The sequence below is a fragment of the Variovorax sp. PMC12 genome (assembly GCF_003019815.1).
Classification (GTDB): Bacteria; Pseudomonadota; Gammaproteobacteria; order Burkholderiales; family Burkholderiaceae_C; genus Variovorax.
Window position 1 is genome coordinate 857914 of the sequence record NZ_CP027774.1, and the last position, 18801, is coordinate 876714.

The 18801-nt window shown below is 67.5% G+C and carries 15 protein-coding genes; 9 read left to right on the forward strand and 6 right to left on the reverse strand.

Annotation, left to right across the window (positions count from 1 at the left end):
- Nucleotides 1–45: 45 nt before the first annotated feature.
- The 4 genes from C4F17_RS31390 to C4F17_RS31405 are packed head-to-tail and all read left to right on the forward strand — an operon-like array spanning nt 46 to nt 3708.
- Nucleotides 46–1443: a cytochrome-c peroxidase gene (locus C4F17_RS31390; RefSeq protein ID WP_106938284.1), complete on the forward strand. Its 1398-nt coding sequence runs from the start codon at nt 46–48 to the stop codon at nt 1441–1443.
- Between the two features lie 18 nt (nt 1444–1461).
- Complete coding sequence (locus C4F17_RS31395; protein WP_081267629.1) at nt 1462–2112, forward strand: hypothetical protein; 651 nt, start codon at nt 1462–1464, stop codon at nt 2110–2112.
- Between the two features lie 41 nt (nt 2113–2153).
- Nucleotides 2154–2825 carry a hypothetical protein gene (locus C4F17_RS31400; RefSeq protein WP_106938285.1) on the forward strand — a complete coding sequence of 224 codons (672 nt, stop codon included), beginning with the start codon at nt 2154–2156 and terminating at the stop codon, nt 2823–2825.
- A gap of 4 nt (nt 2826–2829) precedes the next feature.
- The gene (locus C4F17_RS31405) at nt 2830–3708 is read left to right on the forward strand and encodes a 2OG-Fe(II) oxygenase (protein ID WP_106938286.1); all 879 of its coding nucleotides are present in this window, start codon (nt 2830–2832) and stop codon (nt 3706–3708) included.
- Here the strand turns inward: C4F17_RS31405 and C4F17_RS31410 are convergent.
- From C4F17_RS31410 to C4F17_RS31420, 3 genes are read right to left on the reverse strand one after another with little or no spacing between them, the layout of a single operon-like run.
- Entirely contained in the window at nt 3701–5425 is a 1725-nt protein-coding gene (locus C4F17_RS31410) for an OPT/YSL family transporter (RefSeq protein WP_106938287.1), read from the reverse strand. The two genes, C4F17_RS31405 and C4F17_RS31410, sit on opposite strands and share 8 nt — an antisense overlap.
- Nucleotides 5425–8451, reverse strand: a complete 3027-nt coding sequence (locus tag C4F17_RS31415; RefSeq protein ID WP_234383059.1) for a bifunctional diguanylate cyclase/phosphodiesterase — start codon at nt 8449–8451, stop codon at nt 5425–5427. The genes C4F17_RS31410 and C4F17_RS31415 overlap by 1 nt, the downstream gene beginning before the upstream one ends.
- Nucleotides 8448–9467: a TRAP transporter substrate-binding protein gene (locus C4F17_RS31420; protein WP_106938529.1), complete on the reverse strand. Its 1020-nt coding sequence runs from the start codon at nt 9465–9467 to the stop codon at nt 8448–8450. The genes C4F17_RS31415 and C4F17_RS31420 overlap by 4 nt, the downstream gene beginning before the upstream one ends.
- Nucleotides 9468–9656: 189 nt before the next feature.
- Between C4F17_RS31420 and C4F17_RS31425 the strand changes: the two genes are divergently transcribed.
- Both C4F17_RS31425 and C4F17_RS31430 read left to right on the forward strand, forming a co-directional pair.
- Nucleotides 9657–10868, forward strand: coding sequence for a serine hydrolase domain-containing protein (locus C4F17_RS31425; protein ID WP_106938288.1), 1212 nt, complete (start codon nt 9657–9659; stop codon nt 10866–10868).
- A gap of 79 nt (nt 10869–10947) precedes the next feature.
- Complete coding sequence (locus C4F17_RS31430) at nt 10948–11967, forward strand: hypothetical protein (protein WP_106938289.1); 1020 nt, start codon at nt 10948–10950, stop codon at nt 11965–11967.
- 76 nt (nt 11968–12043) lie between these two features.
- On the opposite strand, the gene C4F17_RS31435 is transcribed toward C4F17_RS31430, so the two are convergent.
- Nucleotides 12044–12700: an O-methyltransferase gene (locus C4F17_RS31435; RefSeq protein ID WP_234383060.1), complete on the reverse strand. Its 657-nt coding sequence runs from the start codon at nt 12698–12700 to the stop codon at nt 12044–12046.
- 82 nt (nt 12701–12782) lie between these two features.
- Between C4F17_RS31435 and C4F17_RS31440 the strand changes: the two genes are divergently transcribed.
- Together C4F17_RS31440 and C4F17_RS31445 are read left to right on the forward strand one after the other, a co-directional pair.
- Nucleotides 12783–13415 (forward strand): TetR family transcriptional regulator, encoded by a 633-nt coding sequence (locus tag C4F17_RS31440; protein WP_106938290.1) that lies wholly within the window; start codon nt 12783–12785, stop codon nt 13413–13415.
- A 114-nt stretch (nt 13416–13529) separates the two neighbouring features.
- Nucleotides 13530–14987 carry a lactonase family protein gene (locus C4F17_RS31445; RefSeq protein WP_106938291.1) on the forward strand — a complete coding sequence of 486 codons (1458 nt, stop codon included), beginning with the start codon at nt 13530–13532 and terminating at the stop codon, nt 14985–14987.
- A 24-nt stretch (nt 14988–15011) separates the two neighbouring features.
- Here C4F17_RS31445 and C4F17_RS31450 read toward each other — a convergent pair whose 3' ends face one another.
- Nucleotides 15012–15995, reverse strand: coding sequence for a GlxA family transcriptional regulator (locus C4F17_RS31450; protein ID WP_106938292.1), 984 nt, complete (start codon nt 15993–15995; stop codon nt 15012–15014).
- A gap of 83 nt (nt 15996–16078) precedes the next feature.
- Here C4F17_RS31450 and C4F17_RS31455 point away from each other — a divergent pair, with 83 nt between their 5' ends.
- Nucleotides 16079–17305, forward strand: coding sequence for an MFS transporter (locus C4F17_RS31455; protein ID WP_106938293.1), 1227 nt, complete (start codon nt 16079–16081; stop codon nt 17303–17305).
- A 487-nt stretch (nt 17306–17792) separates the two neighbouring features.
- Here the strand turns inward: C4F17_RS31455 and C4F17_RS31460 are convergent, their stop codons facing one another.
- A complete protein-coding gene (locus C4F17_RS31460; RefSeq protein ID WP_199852004.1) occupies nt 17793–18755 on the reverse strand; it encodes a 5'-nucleotidase in 963 nt (320 codons plus the stop codon).
- Nucleotides 18756–18801: the final 46 nt, after the last annotated feature.

Sequence of the window (18801 nt, forward strand, 5' to 3'; positions counted from 1 at the left end):
CAGCTTTTTCCGGCCTTCGAGCAACGGTGAATGATGAATCTGGCAATGGAAAAGACGCTCCCCCTCGTCGTGGCGCTCTCGGTGGCGCTTCTGGCTTTGGCGGGCTGCGATGGCAAGGGCACGGCGATGGCGGCAAGCGCCGGCCCGCGCGCGCCGGCCCTGAGCCCGGGCGCGCAGGTCGGGCAGATGTTGTTCTTCGACAAGAACCTGTCGAGCGGAAAGAACATGTCGTGCGCGAGCTGCCATGACCCGCAATACGCCTACGGGCCGCCGAACAGCATCTCGGTGCAACTGGGCTCCGACATCACGCAGGCCGGCGCGCGCGCCGTGCCCTCGCTGCGCTACAAGGAATCGACACCCGCCTTCGACGACGACGCGCCGAACCCGGACGGCGTGACCTCCAACTCGCCCGGCGGCGGCTTCATGGCGGATGGCCGCGCGGCGACGCTGGCGGCGCAGGCCGCGCTGCCGCTGCTCAATCCGCTGGAGATGAACAACCCCTCGAAGGAAGCGGTCGTGAAGGCGGTGCGCAACGCCGCCTATGCCGGCCTGTTCAGGCAAGCCTTCGGCGCCGACGTCTTCAACGACACCGACAAGGCCTTCGACGCCGTCGGCACCGCGATCCAGGCGCTGGAGACGGAGGACCTGAGCTTCCACCCGTACAGCAGCAAGTACGACCTCTACGTCTTCAACAAGGCAGGCGGCACGCTGACGCCGGCCGAACGGCGCGGCGAGGTCGTGTTCCACAGCAGCGGTGTTGCCAACTGCTCCGGCTGCCACTACACGGGCGCCAACTTCAACGGCAACTCCGGCCTGATGACGGACTTCACCTACCAGGCCCTGGGCGCGCCGCGCAACGACAGGTCGATCCCGAACAATCCGGATCCGATTCCCGCCAACGACGATCCGAAGTACTTCGACATGGGGCTGTGCGGCCCCTACCGCACCGACCACATGCCCGCCACGCCGCAGACCCCCAACCCCTACTGCGGCATGTTCAAGGTTCCGGTGCTGCGCAACGTGGCGACGCGAGGCGCCTTCTTCCACAACGGCGTGCTCCATTCTCTGGAGCAGGTCGTCAACTTTTACAACACGCGCGACACCAACCCGGAGTACTGGTATCCGGCCGACAAGGACGGCACCGGCGCGCCGCAGGCCAACCCGGCCTGGGCGCTGCAACCCACCCATGTGCCGGGGGCGACGGTCCGCAAGTACAACGACCTGCCGCCTGCGCAGCAGGGCAGCATCGACGAGGAAGTGCCGATGGGCACGGGCGAGGGCGGCGACAAGACGCTGGCCAGCGGCACCAGGCCGCGCGCGCCCGGCTCCCCCCCGGCCATGACGCCGCAGCAGGTCGCCGACCTGGTCTGCTTCCTGGGCGTCCTGAGCGACGGCTACCAGCCTGCCGCCAAGCCACCGGCCACCGGCAAATGCGTGAACTGAAGACGGCTCGTTGATTCGATGACGCAAACAACCTCATTCCTCGCACGCCGCGTCGGCGGCGTCGGCTTTCTTCTGGCGCTGCTGGCCTTGCTGGCCGGCTGCGACAACGAACAGGCGCGCTTTCCGGACCGCGACAACTTCACGGCGACGGTCAATGACTATCTCGCGCAGCGCGGCCATGTCTGCCTGGCCAAGTACACATGGCCGATCACGGTGGCGGCCGGATCACACGAACCCGATGCGCAGCAGATGCCGTTGCTCGAGAAGCTGGGCCTGGTGACGGGCAGGGATGTCGCGGCCAGCCAAGCGAACGCGCCGGCCCGCGAATACGCGCTGACCGACGCGGGCCGCAAGTACTACCTGCAGGTGCCCGTGGTGATTCGCACCACGACGCAGACCGTGACACACCCGGGCGACTTCTGCGCGGCCACCCTGAGCCTGGACCGCCTGGTCGGCTGGGATCCGCCGCAGACGCGCGACGGCCGCACCGCGACCTCCTTGCTTTTCACCTACCGCATCGCGCCCGACCAGTGGGCCGGCACACCTGAAGTGCAACAGGCCTTTCCGCTGCTGGCGCGCGCCATCCAGCGCGAAGGAACCATGCAGGTGCGCCTGGGCGTGCACCTCACGCGGCGCGGCTGGGTCGCGGACGAGCTGGACATGCACTGAGTCCGCGATCGCCCTTGCTCCTGAAAACAACCACAGACCCCATGAATCTCTTTTCCATCTGCCCGAGCCGGGGCCCCCGGGCCTCGATCAAGACTCTGACGGGCATTGCGCTGATCTGCGCACTGGCCGCATGCAGCGCGAGCCACGACCCCAAGGCCCCCACCGCGGAGAACCTCGCGCCCGCACTGGATGAGCATCTGGCCCAGCGCGGCGACATCTGCCTGGCCATGTTCGACTGGCCCATCGATCTGACCGAGGCCGAGGCCGGCTCCGGCGCGCGCCATGCCATCCAGTTCCCGGTGATGGAACAGCTGGGCCTGGTGCACAGCACCATCGTGTCCGTGCCGAAGAGCAGCGAGAACCCGGACGGCGCCGTCAAGCGGTTCGAGCTGACGGATGCCGGGCGCAAGTTCTACAAGCCGCATCCCTACGTCACCCGTGGCGCCGAGCACGCCAACGATTTTTGCGTGGCGCATCTCAAGCGCGAGAAGATCGTCGACGTCAAGGTCGACACCTCCGACGCGAAGCATCCGATGGCGGTGGTGAGCTACACCTACCAGATCGACACGGCGCCGTGGATGCAGAACGCCGACGCGCAGCGCGTGTTCCCGATGATCACGCGCATCGCCAACGGCGCGGGCGGGCAGCTGCAGCTGCGCCAGGGCTTCACGCTCGGCGACAAGGGCTGGGTCGCGCGGCTGGGGCCCGTGTGAACCCATGAGCACCGTCGTCCGCTTCTCGCCCGATCTGGGCCGCTGGCTCACACACAATCTGAATGCCGGGCGGGCGCCGCAGGCACTGGTCTCCACCATGCTCGGGCAGGGGATGAACGAGCGCTCGGCGCGGGCCATCGTGTCGGCCTACGTCGATGCACGGCAGCGCGGTACCGCGATGCCTGCCGATGCCATCGAAATACCGGAAGAGTCCCCCGGCAGGCCCGTGGCGCGGCTCGCATCGGGCACGCGTATCCCGACCACCGATCGCGAGGTCGTCGTGCATTCGCGCGGCGACGATCCGGTCTACGCCGCGCTCGGCAATGTCGTAGATGCGCACGAGTGCAAGGCCGTGATCGAGATGGCGCGTCCGCGCCTGAAGCCTTCCACGCTGGTCGATCCGATGAGCGGGCGCGACGTGGTGAGCGACAAGCGCACCAGCTGGGGCATGTTCTTTCGCCCGGGCGAGAACGAGCTGATCGCGCGTCTCGACCGGCGCCTGTCCGCGCTGATGAACCTGCCACCGGAAAACGGCGAGGGGCTGCAGGTGCTGCACTACCCCACCGGCGCGGGCAGCGAGCCTCACCACGACTACCTGGCGCCCACCAACGCCGCCAACCGCGAATCCATCGCGCGAAGCGGACAGCGCGTGAGCACCCTGGTGACCTATCTCAACGACGTGCCGGACGGCGGGCAGACCGTCTTCCCGCAACTCGGCCTGGCGTTCTCGCCGATCCGGGGCAACGCCTGCTACTTCGAATATGGCGACGACGGAGGGCGCGTCGATGCGCGCTGCCTGCACGCCAGCGCGACCGTGGACCGCGGCGAGAAGTGGGTCATGACCAAGTGGATGCGCGAGCGCCGGTTCGTGGCGGCTAGGTGACGGCAGCGAGCAGGCTGGCCACGCCCAGTCCCACCGCGGCCAACGCGTCGCCGGCGATCAGGCCGCCGCCGAACAGGGAGGCGCTGCTCATGTCCTGTGGCGCGTCCCCGCGCGCGGGTGCGCGGGCGGCCCACAGGCTGCCGGCCACGCCCCCCGCAGCAAACCACAGCGACGCCGACAGCGGCACGAAGCCGCCGAACGACAGCGCATACGGCGACGGCAGCACGATCGCGTCGAGCACGAAGCCGCGCGGCCGGATCCACTTGCGCAGGCCCTCGATCACGAGGCCCGCGGCGATTCCGATGCCGATCGCCGTGCGCTGGTAAGGCACGTCGTCGGTGAGGCTGCGCAGCACGCCGACGAACTTGTAGGTCATGGCCGAGGTCCAGCCGCCCGGCTGCTGATCGGCCTTCAGCACCGTCTGGTCCTGCAGCAGAACCGGGTAGGCCGCCATGAACAGGCCCGCGAACACCACCGCGAGCACGGCGCCCACCACGATGCCCATCACCTGGTAGCGGAACTGCAGCGTGCGCGAGCTGCCGAGCCTCCAGCCCGTGGAGCGGTCCTGCTGCATGTCGCAGGCCACGCCCGTGGCCATGAGCAGCACCGCGCCGGCCATCAGCCCCACCGTGGGGTCGCGCAGTCCGAGCGCGGCGAGGATGACGACGGTCACGACGAATGCCGACGAGATCGGATTTGAATCGCTCACGCCCACCGAGATCCCGTTGACCAGCGCGAAGACGAACACCAGCGCCACGGCCACCACCAGATAGAACACCGGCTGCGCCAGCAGCCAATGCCCGCAGGCCACGGTGGCGGCGCCCCAGAACAGCACCCAGAGCGCGAGACCGCGCGTGACCCCGGGCCTGGGCATCTCGTCAGGCGCTGCGGCCTGCCGCCGTGCGCCCGGCAGTGCCCGCCGGAAGATCAGCGCCATGTCCAGGATCGCCGCGCCCATGATCGTGCCCAGCGCGATGAGGAACATGACCTTGCGCGGCGCGTCGTCCGCCTGCAGCCAGCCGGCCGAGACGAACCACGGCTTGAGCGCCAGTCCGATGAGGCCTCCGGTCAGCGCCGGGACGCCGATGCGCGCGCCCACCACCAGCCCCGCGCCCAGGGTCGATGCCGACATGCCGATGGCGCCCAGCACCGCCAGCCGCGCGGTGGCCAGCCCCGCCACCAGCCCGATGCCCATGCCGCCGCCGAGCTGCTTGACCGAGCGCCGCAGCAACGCCGGATCGGTCAGCGCGCGCAGGATGTTGGCCACGGCCAGCCCCGACGGATAGGTCAGCCGCATGCGTTCCACCAGCACCGGCGTGTAGAGCATGCCCACGCCCGCGCCCAGCATGCCGATGCAGCCCAGGTACAGCATCAGCTGCCATGCCGGCGGCTGCGGCATGCCCATCCATGCCATGGCCTGCAGCAGCACGCCCAGTCCGCTCATGGCGGCCACCGAGGCGGCCGCCGTCTGGATGTAGTTGGCGCCGTGCCGTCCGCTCGCGCCGTAGCCCGCCGTCACGGCCGAGCCCAGCAGGCCGGCGAGCACCTGGCCGCCGACGAAAAAGCCGAGCGAGAAGTTCATGTAGGCCGCCGTCACGCCGGCCAGCGGCCCCAGCACGAGGGCACCCGCGGCCACCAGCAGCAGGTGGTAGCGCCAGCTGCCCTCGGCCGGCAACCAGCGCCGGCGGGCTCGCGGGGAGGCTTGCGAGGGCGGCATCAGGCGGCCGTGTCGAATTCGAGTTCGCGTTCGTAGAGGTGCAGCGGCTGGGGCCGTCCGAACAGGTAGCCCTGGCACACGCGGCAGCCGTGGCGCTCGAGGAAGTCGCGCTGCGCCTGTGTTTCCACGCCCTCGGCCACGATCTGGAGCTCGAGGTTGCGCGCCATGCCGATGATCGTCTGGATGATCAGCTCCACCTTCGGGTTCAGGCCGATGCTGTGCACGAAGAACTTGTCGATCTTGATCTGGCTCAGCGGCAGCTGCGTCATGTACGACAGCGACGAATAGCCCGTGCCGAAATCGTCCATCGAGAACTGGATGCCGAGCGCCGCCAGGGCGTTCATCTTGCCGATGGCGTCGACCACTTTTTCGTGCAGCAGGCTTTCGGTGAGCTCCAGCTTGAGCTTGCGCGGGTCGGCGCCGGTGCGCTGCAGCACCCGGCTCACCTGGTCGACGAAGTCCGCCTCGCGGAATTGCCGCGCGCTCACGTTCACCGACAGCTGCAGGTGGCCCAGGCGCGGGTCGTCCCGCCAGGCCACCAGCTGCATGCAGGCGGCCTCCAGCACCCACAGGCCGAGCGGGATGATGAGCCCCGTGTCTTCCGCCACGTCGATGAATTCGTGCGGCAGCAGCAGGCCGCGCACCGGGTGGCGCCAGCGCACCAGCACCTCCGCGCCCGTGACCTTGTTCTCGTCGGTGACCTGGCTCTGGTAGTAAAGAACGAACTGCCGGGCGGCGATGGCCGCGTGCAGCTCGCTCTCCAGCGTGGCGCGCGCGGTGATGGTGGTCTGCATGCCTGCCTCGAAGAAGCGCAGCGCGTTGCCGCCGTCGGTCTTGGCGTAGTACATCGCGATGTCCGCCTGCTTGAGCACTTCCTCCATCGATGCGTTCCCCGCATCGAAAAGCGCGGCGCCGATGCTGCAGGTGCTGTGGTGCTGCTGCAGGCCGAGCTGGTAGGGCTGGCTCAGCCGCGCGAGGATGGCCGCGCCCATGGTCTCGGTCTGCGAGGTGGCGACGACGTTCTGCGTGTCCAGGTCTTCGAGGATCACGACGAACTCGTCGCCGCCCAGGCGTGCCACCATGTCGCCTTCGCGCAGGCATTCCTTCAGCCGCTGCGCCACCTGCTTGAGCATGACGTCGCCGATGTCGTGGCCGAGCGCGTCGTTCAGCGTCTTGAAGTTGTCGAGGTCGAGAAACAGCAGCGCGCAACGGCGCGAGCCCCGCGCATTGGAGCCCATGGCCCGCTTGAGCCGGTCCAGCAGCAGGCGGCGATTGGGCAGGCCGGTGAGCGTGTCGTAGAAGGCAAGGTGCTCGATCTCCCGCGCGGCGCGCTTGCTCTCGGTGATGTTGCGCAGGATGACGATGAAGCGCGCGTCCCGGCCGTCGCCTATCGATTTGCGCGAGGCCGAGATCTCGAACCAGTCCTTGTCCCCCGCGTGGCGCAGCTCGAACTGCCGGCCGGCCGAATGGCCCTTGGCGTCGGCGTCGTGCAGCGCGCCCATGACTTCGGCGGTCGCCTCGGCGGGCAGCAGTTCGGACAGCAGGTGGCCGACCGGGTCCGCGATCTCGATGGCCGGGAACGGCACGCGCGGCGAGTGGCAGCCGTGGCAGCGGCCGTCCAGGCCGACCTCCAGCAGCAGGTCGGGCAGCGCATCCAGCGTGGCCTGCAGCTGTGCCTTGCTCTCGATGATGGCGGCCATGTGGCGGCGCTTCTCGGTGATGTCCTGGTAGACGCAGACGATGCCGCCGTCGGGCGTGCGGCTGCGCGCCGCGCGGATCACCTGGCCGCTCTCCAGCAGCGCCTCCTGCTCGGAGTAAGGCTGATCCATCTGCGGCGTGTTCAGCGCCGTCCAGCCGGCCGGCCCCTGGTCGTGCACCACATGCCGGGCGGTCTCGTCCATGATCTGGCGAAACGGCAGCTGGGGCGCGATCATCGGCGCGACCCACGGGAACATCGCGACGAAGCCCCGGTTCCAGGTGAGCACGCGGTTGTCCGAGTCGAGCAGGATGAAGCCGTCGATCATCGACTCCAGGGCCTGGTCGAGCGTGAACTTGGAGCGCAGCAGCTCCATCTGCGCGAGCCACTGCCTTCGCAGCTGGATGTGCGTGAAGCAGGCCACCGCCAGGATCATCAGCCCGATGGCGACGGCCGTCCAGGCGATCAGGTCGCGCTCGCGGCGCCACTCGCGCAGCGCCGCGGTCAGGGGAATGCTCGCGACGATCAGCAGGTTGCGATGCAGGGTCGGGCGGGCCACCACGATGGCCGGCAGCCCGCTCAGGCGCGCCGCCATGCGCGAGGGCTTGCCGTCGCTGGTCCTCTCGTGCAGGGCGGGCTCGATCTGCCGGCCGTCGAGATCGTCGCGCGGCGGCAGGCTCGCCAGCAGCGGGCCGCCGTCGCGCTCCAGCGTGACTTCGAGCCCGTAGATGCCGGCGCCCTGGGTCATGATGGTGGCCAGCAGCGAGAGCTGCACCTCGGCCACCGCCACCATGCGCGAGCCGTCGGCCAGCGTCGTGGCGCGCGCGAAGAACAACACCCTCTGCGAGGTGACCAGGCTGGTGGCCGGCTGGCTGATGGCCAGGGTGGACACCGGGTTGGCCAGCACGCTGTCGATGAAGCCGGCGGGCAACACCAGCGGCAGCTGTGCGCCGCGCCGGTCGGAGGATGCCACCACGGCGCCGCGTGCGTCGACGAAGGCGACGTGGCGCACCAGCAGGTTCTGCCGCACCACGGTGTCCAGCAGCCGGTGGTCCTCGAAGCGGCCCATGTCGTTGCCGGCGCTGCCGACGGTGGAGCTGCGCAGCAGTTCGTTGGCGCCCGCCAGCAGCATGTCGACGCTCAGCAGCGAGCGGTTGAGCGCCGCCTCGGAGCCGCTGACGAATCGCACGGCCAGGTTCTCGTGGTCGCTGATCGCCTTCTGGCGCCCATCCCAGACGATGAGGCTGGCCATGGTCACCACCGTGGCGAGGAAAAGCACGGCCACGCCGAAGACGATGGCGGTGACGCGGCGCGGGAAATGCGGCTTCACTGAACTGAAGGAGCGCGCAGCCCCACCACCGGCGCCAGCGTGTCGTTCCAGGCCTTGGCGCACTCCGGGCCGCAACGCCGCACCCAACCGGGCAGCACGCGGTTCGCGAAGATCTCACGGCGGCGCGCTTCGTCCTGCGGCGACGGCCGGACGGCCGTCATGCGGCCCTTGGTGGGCTTGGTGCAACCCGCCGCACCGGTGTTGCAGGCGATGCCCTCGTCGGTTTCCCGCTCCGACTGGGTCCATACCGCGTTTTCGAGCTTGGGCAGTTCCTTGCGCAGCAATGCCTGAAGATCGGCCGGCAGCGCGTTGAAACTCTCGCGGTTGGCCGCGAACACCGCGACGCCCCAGCTCAGCGGCAAGGTGTAGATGGTGCTGGTCACCTCGTACAGGCCCAGCGTGTGGCCCGACATGGTGCCGGTGACCGCGCAGTCGGTGTTGCCGGACCTCATGTTCGCCATGATCTGCGAGAACTCGGTGTAGACCGGCGTGCCGCCCACCGCGGCGATGAAATCCGCCTGCGTCGAACTCGACACCCGCGTGCGTCGGCCCGCCAGGTCCGACAGCTGCTGCAGCGGCTTGTTGCAGAACACCTCCTGGGCCGGGTAGATGTACACGGCCAGCAGTTCGGCACCATAGCGTTCGCGCAGCGCGGCGGCCAGGTACGGGCGAAATGCGCCGACCGTGCGCCGCAACGTGGACACGTCGGGGTTCAGCCCCGCCATGTCGGCGGCGCCCAGCTCCGGATACTGCGTCGATACCTGGCTCAGCAGCGCCGTGCCGAAAGGCACCACGCCCAGCTGCATGAGGTTGAGCATCTCCTGTCCCGGCACGCCGGCACGGTCGAAGGGCACGATGCTGGCGGTGTAGCGGCCGCCCGACAGCGTGGCCAGATCCCGGGTCCAGAACTGCTCTTCGTGGCCGGTGTACTGCGTGACTCCTCCCAGGCCGCCGACGATGCGCAGCCGTTGCTCGGGCGCCGTCTGCGCGTGGCAGAGCAGCGAGGCGAAAAACATCAGGAGTCCGGCGAGGTAAACCAACATAGGCCCTAAGCGAGAAGGGTTTCAAATCATTACACAGGTTTCACGGACGGCGATGAGTGAACGCCCTCGGATGTTGTAACGGGCTCGGCGCCGGACGGGACGGCTTGGTGTCCAATGCGCTGCACATCGTCACTCATCACCGTCTCGCATGGAATTCTCAGCATGAAGCTTGGCAAGATCGTTCTCGGGGGGCTCGCCGTGCTGGCCATCGCCGGGGCGGCGGGCTGGTACAGCCTGGACAAGGAAACGCGCGGGCTGCTCTCCACGCTGCCCACCAACAGCGATGTGCTGTTCTGGAGCCAGCGCCAGCGCGACGCTGGCTTCCGGGCCCTCGACCGCTTGCCGGTGCTGGCCAAGGCGCACGTCGTGGCCGCTGGTGCCGCGCCGTCGGCCTTGCCGCCGGGGCCGCCGTTGGCGCTGTCCCTGGACGTCGATGCATACATGGCGCAGCAGCGCAGCGCCGCGCTCGTGATCCTGCAAGACGGGAAGCTGCGCCTGGAGCGCTACGGCCTGGGCTTCGACCGCGAAGGGCGCTGGACCAGCTTCTCGGTGGCGAAATCCATCACTTCCACCTTGCTCGGTGCGGCCGTGCGGGACGGCCACATTCGCAGCCTCGACGACAAGGTCAGCGACTACATCGTGGAGATGAAGGGCTCGGCATATGACGCTGTCAGCATCCGCCAGCTCCTGACGATGACCTCCGGCGTGCGCTGGAACGAAAACTACGGCGATCCGCAGTCGGACGTGGCGCGCTTCAACAACCATCGGCCGGAGCCGGGTGCCGACGCGCTGGTGAGCTACCTGCGCCAGCTCCCCCGGGCGGCACCGGCGGGCACCCGCTGGAACTACAGCACGGGCGAGACCAATCTAGTGGGGGTGCTGGTGGCACGGGCGACGGGCAAGCCGCTGGCTACCTATCTGTCGGAGAAGATCTGGCGGCCCGCGGGCATGGAGCAGCAGGCCACCTGGATCCTGAACCGCTCGGGGCAGGAGATCAGCGGTTGCTGCATCCAGGCGGCCACGCGCGACTTTGCCCGCTTCGGGCAGTTCGTGCTCGACGGCGCACGCATCGGCGGCCAGCCGATCGTGCCGGACGGCTGGCTGGCCGAGGCCACCACGCGGCGCACGGACATCGGCCAGCCGGGCCGCGGCTACGGCTATCAATGGTGGACCTACGACGACGGCAGCTTCGCGGCGCGCGGCATCTTCGGCCAGGGCATCTTCATCGACCCGAAGCGCAGGCTGGTCATCGCCTCGAACGGCAACTGGGCGGGTGGGGCGTCGAACCGCGCCGACAGCGCGGCGCGGGAGAGTTTCTACAGGGCGGTGCAAAAGGCCATCGACGACGAAGGCGTGGGGAAGCCCGGCGGCTAGCGGCGGCTGTGCGCCCGACCCGGCATGGCTGCGCGACCCTGTATCCTGCTGGCGCCTTGAACAACCACGAGACCTTTGCATGACGAGACTCGCATCGGCGGCCGAACTGCGCAGCGAACACCTGATCCCCGATCAATTTCCGGACAAGTGCCTGTTTCTCGTGCACGACGGTGACCTCGAACTGGACAGCGACCTCTCTCTCGACTGGGCGCGCTGGCAGGATGGCTTGGCGGGCGGCCTCGAGCATCTGCAGGAAATGCCGCGGGACTTGCCCGCCGACCTTGGCGGCTTTCTGGTGACCGGGTCGCTTCGCCTTTCCGGCGCGCTGCTCAATGCATCAGCGGAATCCGGCGTCGCGCTGATCGTGCGCGGCGACATGAACTTACGGCAGGCGAGTTGTGGCGGCGCATACATCCGCATCGACGGCCGACTCTGCGCACAGGAGGTGATCTACGCCCATTACAACGATGGAGAGCTTCATCTGCGCGGCGGCCTGTGTGCCAAGGCCCTGATCCGGGACGATCACTTCGTCGACCTCCAAGGCCCGACCCAGGGGCATCCCTCCGGCCCGCTGACGGTGATCGATCTGCGCGAGCAACGCGATCCGGATGACGACGAACGTCTGCCCAAGGCCCTGAAGAAGCTGCTCGGCAACTCGACACTGAGCCTTTCGTCGGTGCGCGATGGACTGCGCCAGTGCGTGCCGCCGGCCGGCCTCTCGCGTCCCGAGACGCCGCAGCAGTGGCGCGACGCGGTATGGAAAGACCATGCTGCTGTGCGCAAGCTGCCCAAGCCGCTGCGTACCGAGTCGACTTATCTGCTGATGCTGGACCCGGCCTGTCCGCTCCGGGGTGCCGAGATCGCGGACCTGGTTGCGAGCATCCCGAACGCGGCGCTCACCGAGCGTGTGCGGCTCGCCGCTTTCATGTGCTCGCCCAAGAGCCTGCTGCGCCTGCCCGTAGCGTTCGACCTCCAAACGGAGTACGCACGCTGCCTGGCCGCCGTGGCGGACCCAGCTCTGTATTTGAATGAAGTGCCGGAGAGTTTCCGGCCCGCGACGATGCAAGGCGCCGACCAGCGGATTGCAGCGCTGGGGTGACAACATGGTGGCGGCCCGCGTTCGCTGCTTCCGTGCACGGCTGCCGGTCCTTGCGAGCACAAGTAAAGCTCTGGTCTCAGCCCACCCGCATTGACAGTTCCACGTCGGCGGCGAAGGGGACCGACAGGTATCCGCCGTCGGACGCACGCACGCGTGCGAGGTACTCCGGGCTGTGGTCGGCGTTGTCCGCCACGATCAGCGCACCCGGCCGCAGGCGGCTCTCGACCAGCGCCAGGATGTCGGGGTAGAGCGCCTTCGCGCCGTCCAGCAGCACCAGGTCGATGGTCTGGGGCAGGTCGACGGCCAGCGTCTTCAGCGCGTCACCTTCGCGGATTTCGACCAGGTCGCTCACGCCCCCTTCAGTCAAGTGCTCGCGGGCCTTGGCGATCTTCGATGGCTCGAACTCGCTGCTGATGAGCCTGCCGCCGCCGTTGTCGCGCAGCGCGGCGGCCATGTAGAGCGTCGACAGGCCGAACGAAGTGCCGAACTCCACGATGTTGCGCGCGTTCATGCTGCGTGCCAGCTGGTAGAGCAGCACGCCGGTCTCGCGCGACACCGGCAGCCAAAGATCCTTCATCCGGCCATAGAGGTCGAGGTACTCGGTCTTGCTGTGCATCAGCCGTTCGCGTTCCTCGCGGCTGATGCTGGCAATGGCAGGGCTGGTTGCCGCGGCGGCCTGCAGGAACAGGCGGTCGAGCAAAGGGGCGAGGGGAGGGGAGGTCAGGGTCGTCACCGGGTTCTTTCGTGTGAAAAAGCAGATGCGAAATAATATGAAGAACCCTTCACGTTTTCCATTCGCGTTACGGATCCTGCCCATGACCGACCGCCCGAGTGCGTCCATCTCCTCTCGCCGAAAGCCCAAGCAGGCGCGCTCGGCCGACCTTCTCCAGGCCATTCTTCAGGCAGCTATTCAGGTTTTGGCGAAGGAAGGGGTGGGCCGTTTCACCACCACGCGCGTTGCCGAGCGGGCCGGGGTGAGCGTCGGTTCGGTCTATCAGTACTTTCCGAACAAGGCGTCGATCCTGTTTCGTCTGCAGAGCGACGAATGGCAGCAGACCACGGAAATGATGCGCGGCATTCTGGGGGACATGCAGCGGCCCGTGCTCGAACGCCTGCGCATGCTCACGCACGCCTTCATTCGCTCGGAGTGCGACGAGGCGCAGGTGCGAACGGCGCTCGGCGACGCCGCGCCGTTCTACCGTGACGCGCCCGAGGCCCGGGAAGTGCGCGCCGCCGGCGGCGAGATCGTGCGGGTGTTCATGAAGCAAGCCCTGCCCGTGGCTTCCGATGCCACGCGTGAAATGGCGGGCGACCTGATCGTGAGGACGCTCAGCACGGTGGGCAAGGATTTTTCGGAGAGCCCCCGGACCGCCGCCGAGATCGAGGCCTGGGCGGACGCGATGGCCGACATGCTCTGCGCCTACCTGGAGAGCCTCGCATCGCGCTGACCCGGGCGCCCGGAATCCACACCGTTCTACCTGTTCTCGGGGATGGCTTCGGAAAGGCTCCTTCGATAGCCTGCGCGTTCGTCCAAAAAAACGCCTCACTCGCCGACCATCCCGATGACGCTGCATTCCGCCTTTTCGCGCCGCGCTGGCTACGCCCTTGCCACGGCACTCACCCTCGTGCTTGTTGCCTGCGGCGGAGGAGGAGGGGGCGGGGAGGGCGGCTTCTTCCCGGTCATCCCTGCTTCTTCATCGACGCCACCCGCATCGACGCCACCCGCGTCGACGCCTGAGCCCTCGCCGCCGCCGGCTGCACCGACTTACGCCGTGAGCGGCACGGTCACCGGGCTGCTGGGCACGGGCCTCGTGTTGCAGAACAACGCCGGCGACGACCTGCCCATCACCGCCAACGGCCGCTTCAGTTTTGCGACACCGCTTGCCGGCGGTACGCGCTATGCGGTGTCGATCAAGTCGCAGTCCAAGATCCTCACGCGCGTATGCACCGTCGCCAACGGCAGCGGAACCATCGCGGCGGCCGCGGTGGACGACGTGCAGGTCGTCTGCGCCGAGCCTCCTTCGCGCTTTGCCTATGTGTCGAACGGCGACAGCAACAGCGTGTCTGCCTACACCGTCGATGCGTCGACAGGAGCGCTGCGCGCTGCGACGACGCTGTCGGTGCCGAGTCCGTACGCGCTGACCGTCGATCCCTCGGGCCGCTTCGTCTACGTTTCGAGCACGTCGGGCGCCGGCGTGTCGGCGTATTCCATCGACCGTGCGACAGGTGACTTGACTGCCATCGGCGCGCCATCCGTGGCAGTTGGTGCTATCTCGGCAGGGATGGCGGTGGACCCCACCGGCCGCTTCGCCTACTTCGTGAACCTGGCGGGCGACCGCGTGCTGGCTTTCGACGTCGATGCGAATACGGGCGCGCTGAGTTCGATGGCGGTGTCGTCCGTGGAGACCGGCGGATCGCCTTACGGTATAGCGGTGGACCCCACGGGCCGCTTCGCCTATGTGGCGAACACCGGCGACGGTACCGTGTCGGCCTACAACATCGATGCCACGTCCGGAGCGTTGAGCCCGATGACGATTCCCACCGTGACGGCCGGATCCGGAGCCCGCGACATTGCCGTGGATCCCTCGGGCCGCTTCGCCTATGTTTTGAACCAGGGCGACAGGACCGTCATGGCCTATTCCATTAACCCGGTGTCGGGCGTGCTGACGCCGCTTGCAGCAACGCCGCCCGCGACAGGTGGCGGTCCATTCAGCATCACCGTGGACCCGAAGGGACGCTTTGCCTACGTGGCAAACCTGGACAGCCACAACGTGTCGGCCTACACCTTGAACGCCTCGACCGGCGTGCCGACGCCTGCGGTGACGCCGACGATTTCCACCGGCAATCGTCCCGCCTCCGTGGCGATAGACGCGAGCGGCAAGTTCGCCTACGTGGCGGACAACACGGACGGCAAGGTGTCGATCTACACCATCGATGCGGCGTCGGGTGTACTGAATCCGCAAGCGGCGCCGACGGTTACGGCTGGACAGGCGCCGAACAGGATTGCCTTGTCGAGGTGAACTAGGGTCCGCACCCGGTGAGGCTCAGGCACGAAGCGCCCCGGCTGGCGCCGCCGCTCGCGCCATGCGCCGCAAGGCCTGCGGCGGTTGGCCATACACGCGCACGAACGCGCGCCGCATGCGCTCCGGGTCCTCGAAACCGGTGAGCCGCGCAACCGCTTCGATGCTGCTGTCGCCGCCTTCGATGTGCGTGCGTGCAACTTCGGCACGGATGCGCTCCACGGCCTTGGCGGGCGTCTGTCCCGTCTCTGCCTTGAAGGTGCGCATGAACTGGCGCGGGCTCACGCAGGCCACTTCGGCGAGCCGGTCGATGTCGAGGTCGGCCGTGAGGTTCTCGCCGATGTGTGCGAGCACGGCGCGCATGCGTTCGCTCTGCGGCGCGAGGTCCTGCAGCGCGGAGAACTGCGACTGGCCGCCCGTGCGCCGGTGGTAGACGACCATCTCGCGCGCCACCGCGCCCGCGATGTCGGCGCCGAGATCCGCCTCGACGAGCGCCAGTGCGAGATCGATGCCGGCCGCGATGCCCGCCGAACTCCACACATGGCCGTCGCGCACGAAGATCCGATCGGCATCGACGGTGATGGCGGGATAGTTGCGTTGCAGCAGCGCGGCCTGGCGCCAGTGCGTGGTGGCACGGCGCCCGTCTAGCAGGCCCGCCTCGGCCAGCAGGAACGCGCCGGTGCACACGCTGGCCACGCGCCGCTTCGCCGCCAGCGCGGCGCGCAGGTATTGCACCAGCGCGGGCGTGGCCGCGCCGGGCTTTCGTGCGCCCTGGCCGCCAGGAACGATGACGGTGCCGGCCTGCGAATCGCGCCACGAGCGCGTCTGCATTTCGAGTCCGGCCGAACACGCCACGCGACCCCCGCGTTCGGAAAGCACCGCTATTTCGTAGGCCGGGCCACGCCGGCTGCGTCCGATTTCGGCGGCCACCTGAAACACCGACAGCGGGCCCGCCATGTCGAACAGTTGGAACTCCGGAACGAGCAAGAAGGAGACGGAGCGGGTCATGTCGTTTAACGAGGGAAGTATGTCATTCGTGCCGGAGTGTCGTTGCCTAGAGTTCAGGCTGTCAAACCCGCTCTTTCGCTTTCATGACCGACACCGCCACCATCTCCACCGGCCGCCGCGATGCGCGGGTGCTCGCGATCTGCCAGGGTCTCTACACGGCGGCCGTTTCGATCGACCTCACGCTCACCGCGCTCACGGGCCACATGCTTGCGCCCGACAAGTCGCTGGCGACGCTGCCCTTTGCGCTCATCACGGTAGCGGGGGCGGTGGTGACGTGGTTCGCGTCGCTGCTGATGCAGCGCATCGGGCGGCGTGGCGGGTTCGCACTGGGCGCGCTCGCGGGCACGGCGGGCGGCCTCGTGTCGGTGTGGGCTGTCTTTCACGGCAGCTTCTGGGTGTTCTGCGCCGGCACGGCATTGGTGGGCGTCTACCAGGCCTTCGCGCAGTTCTACCGGCTGGCCGCGGCCGACGGCGTGGCGGTCGCCGACAAGAGCCGCGCCGTGTCGACGGTGCTGGCCGGCGGCGTGATCGCGGCTGTCGCGGGGCCGGCGCTCGCGGCCTGGAGCAAGGACCTCTTTCCGCCAGCTCTGTTCGCGGGGGCCTACCTGATGGTGGCGGTGCTGGGTGCAATCTCGGTCGTCTTGATCGTGGCTCTTTACCGCGACACGCAGATGCAGGCCGCGGCGAGCGGGCCTGTCGACACTCGGCCAGCCCGCCCGCTGGGCGAGATCGCAAGGCAGCCCATCTTCATCGCCGCGCTGGCCAACAACGTGGTGGGTTCGGTGTCGATGATGTTCGTGATGACGGCCGCGCCGCTCGCGGCCGTGGCCTGCAACCACTCCATCGACGACGGCGCGGGGATCATGCAGTGGCACCTGGTGGGCATGTATGCGCCGGCGCTGTTCGCGGGCGCGCTCATCCAGCGCTGGGGCTTGCCGCGTGTGGTGAGCCTGGGCATGGTGCTCAATGTCGTGTGTTCGGTCGTCGCGATGAGTTCGACCACGCTGCCTGCCTTCTACGCGGCACTGTTCTGCCTGGGCGTGGGCTGGAACTTCATGTTCGTCGGCGGCACCACGCTGCTGGCGCAGTCATATCGCCCGCAGGAGCGCGGCCGTGCGCAGGGCGCCGCCGAGTTGCTGCGCAACGTGTGCACGGCTTTTGCGACGCTCGCCGCCGGCCCCGCGCTCGATCACTTCGGCTGGGCGCCGCTCAATGCAGCGATGCTGCCGGTGGTGCTGCTCGCTGCAGCCATGACGTTCGTCTGGGCGCGTTCCACGCGCGCTGAACGGCTACCGAGCCTTCGCGGGTGAGCCGTTTCCATGGCGTTAGGGCGATCGGCGAGGTCAAAAAATCCATGCAATATATCTTATGTTAACTTAAACCGCTCGCAACGGAGAGTTGCGGTTGGAAGCGAAGCACGAATTACGAATTTCCCTGCGTACACCTGCGCGGACAATATTCCGCTAACACTTTGAGCGATAAAGTGCTTCCAAGTGGACCAAAAACGCAAGATTGGCGCGAAAATTTGGACAACAAATGCGAGACACGCGCGGACGCGCCCTGACGCCGGACGCACGCTCAGCCCAGTGGCGCCTATCCTGCGGCGACGAAAAAGTCGCTGACGGTTTGACGAAAAACTGAGGCCGGCTGGAGAACAAACCGTGCAACTCGAGGACGTTTGCTTTTTCGGACGGCACCTCCCGAATCAATGGCAGCAAGTGATCGCAGCCATCCCGTTCGCCCCACCGAACGCTATGCGGCCCTGCCTCCCGCGCTTCGCGTGGGATCACCGCGGCTTCAATCCGCACCCGACAACGGGCTCGGTGCCTTTTCCTGATTGGTGACTCCGAACGGGATGTGCACAGATGGCACCACCGTGCTCGCCGATTGGAGGTGGCCCGATTGATCGTCAAAGAAAATGTGCGGCTTCAACACGGCGAGGACGCGCCCCTTTTCGATGCCGCCAAGAAAAAAAGCGTCGTTCGCCATTACGCCCCAGCTTTTCAGAGTCTTGAGCGCGCGCTCGTGAGACGGCGCATTGCGCGCGGTGACAATCGAGACGCGGATCCGGTTCTCGTAAGCTGGATTTTGTCGCTTGTGATGCTCTTCCGCGGACTGGATCTTGGCGACCCGAACTAGGAATTCCTTGAGCGGGCCCGGATGGTGCGGCTGCATGACATTCTTGACTTCGTGCGCATGGAACGCGCTCAGGCCGGACGCCTGCATCACCGACTCCGATTCATCGCCCGCCAGAACGCCGTCGAAGTCAAAAGCGATTCGAAGGGAGTTGTCGTCCTCGTCGTCATCGAACTTGGAGTCGAGCGCTTGTCCAGCCGGATGGTCCGCCTTGATCGCGGCATCCACGTCCGACTTGTTACCCGAGAGAAAAAGGGCGATGTTGAGCGCCGGAATGTATTCGTAGGGCGACCTCCCCTGCATGAATATCGCGCGTGTCATACCCAGTTTGTAGTGTTCGATGGTTTTCATCACCCGCAGCCCGGTGTCGGGGTCGTTTCTGGAAAGAAGCACCACTTCGACAAAGGGATCGTCGGCGTCCGCGCGAAGGTCGTTCAGTGCGAGCAGGCGCTTGATGAACGGAAAGGCGATGCCCTTGGGAAGCGGGTTGTAGAGGTTCTCCTCTTGGAACTTGCGGTATTCCTCTTCGCCGTGGCTCTTGAAAATGGCGTCCGAGTCGGTGAGATCGAACACCGCGCTCGACGCAACGCCGATCACGAGGCGGTTCTCCAGTTCGTAAGGCAACTCGGTACTCCATGTCGATAGAAAAAGGATCGGTAATGCGCAGTCG

Excerpts from the sequence above, each read along its gene's own strand:
- C4F17_RS31445 (WP_106938291.1), top strand. The coding sequence starts at position 13,530 with ATGACGCTGCATTCCGCCTTTTCGCGCCGCGCTGGCTACGCCCTTGCC.
- C4F17_RS31405 (WP_106938286.1), top strand. The coding sequence starts at position 2,830 with ATGAGCACCGTCGTCCGCTTCTCGCCCGATCTGGGCCGCTGGCTCACA.
- C4F17_RS31395 (WP_081267629.1), top strand. The coding sequence starts at position 1,462 with ATGACGCAAACAACCTCATTCCTCGCACGCCGCGTCGGCGGCGTCGGC.
- C4F17_RS31450 (WP_106938292.1), bottom strand. The coding sequence starts at position 15,995 with ATGACCCGCTCCGTCTCCTTCTTGCTCGTTCCGGAGTTCCAACTGTTC.
- C4F17_RS31410 (WP_106938287.1), bottom strand. The coding sequence starts at position 5,425 with ATGCCGCCCTCGCAAGCCTCCCCGCGAGCCCGCCGGCGCTGGTTGCCG.
- C4F17_RS31390 (WP_106938284.1), top strand. The coding sequence starts at position 46 with ATGGAAAAGACGCTCCCCCTCGTCGTGGCGCTCTCGGTGGCGCTTCTG.
- C4F17_RS31440 (WP_106938290.1), top strand. The coding sequence starts at position 12,783 with ATGACCGACCGCCCGAGTGCGTCCATCTCCTCTCGCCGAAAGCCCAAG.
- C4F17_RS31455 (WP_106938293.1), top strand. The coding sequence starts at position 16,079 with ATGACCGACACCGCCACCATCTCCACCGGCCGCCGCGATGCGCGGGTG.
- C4F17_RS31425 (WP_106938288.1), top strand. The coding sequence starts at position 9,657 with ATGAAGCTTGGCAAGATCGTTCTCGGGGGGCTCGCCGTGCTGGCCATC.
- C4F17_RS31430 (WP_106938289.1), top strand. The coding sequence starts at position 10,948 with ATGACGAGACTCGCATCGGCGGCCGAACTGCGCAGCGAACACCTGATC.
- C4F17_RS31420 (WP_106938529.1), bottom strand. The coding sequence starts at position 9,467 with ATGTTTTTCGCCTCGCTGCTCTGCCACGCGCAGACGGCGCCCGAGCAA.
- C4F17_RS31400 (WP_106938285.1), top strand. The coding sequence starts at position 2,154 with ATGAATCTCTTTTCCATCTGCCCGAGCCGGGGCCCCCGGGCCTCGATC.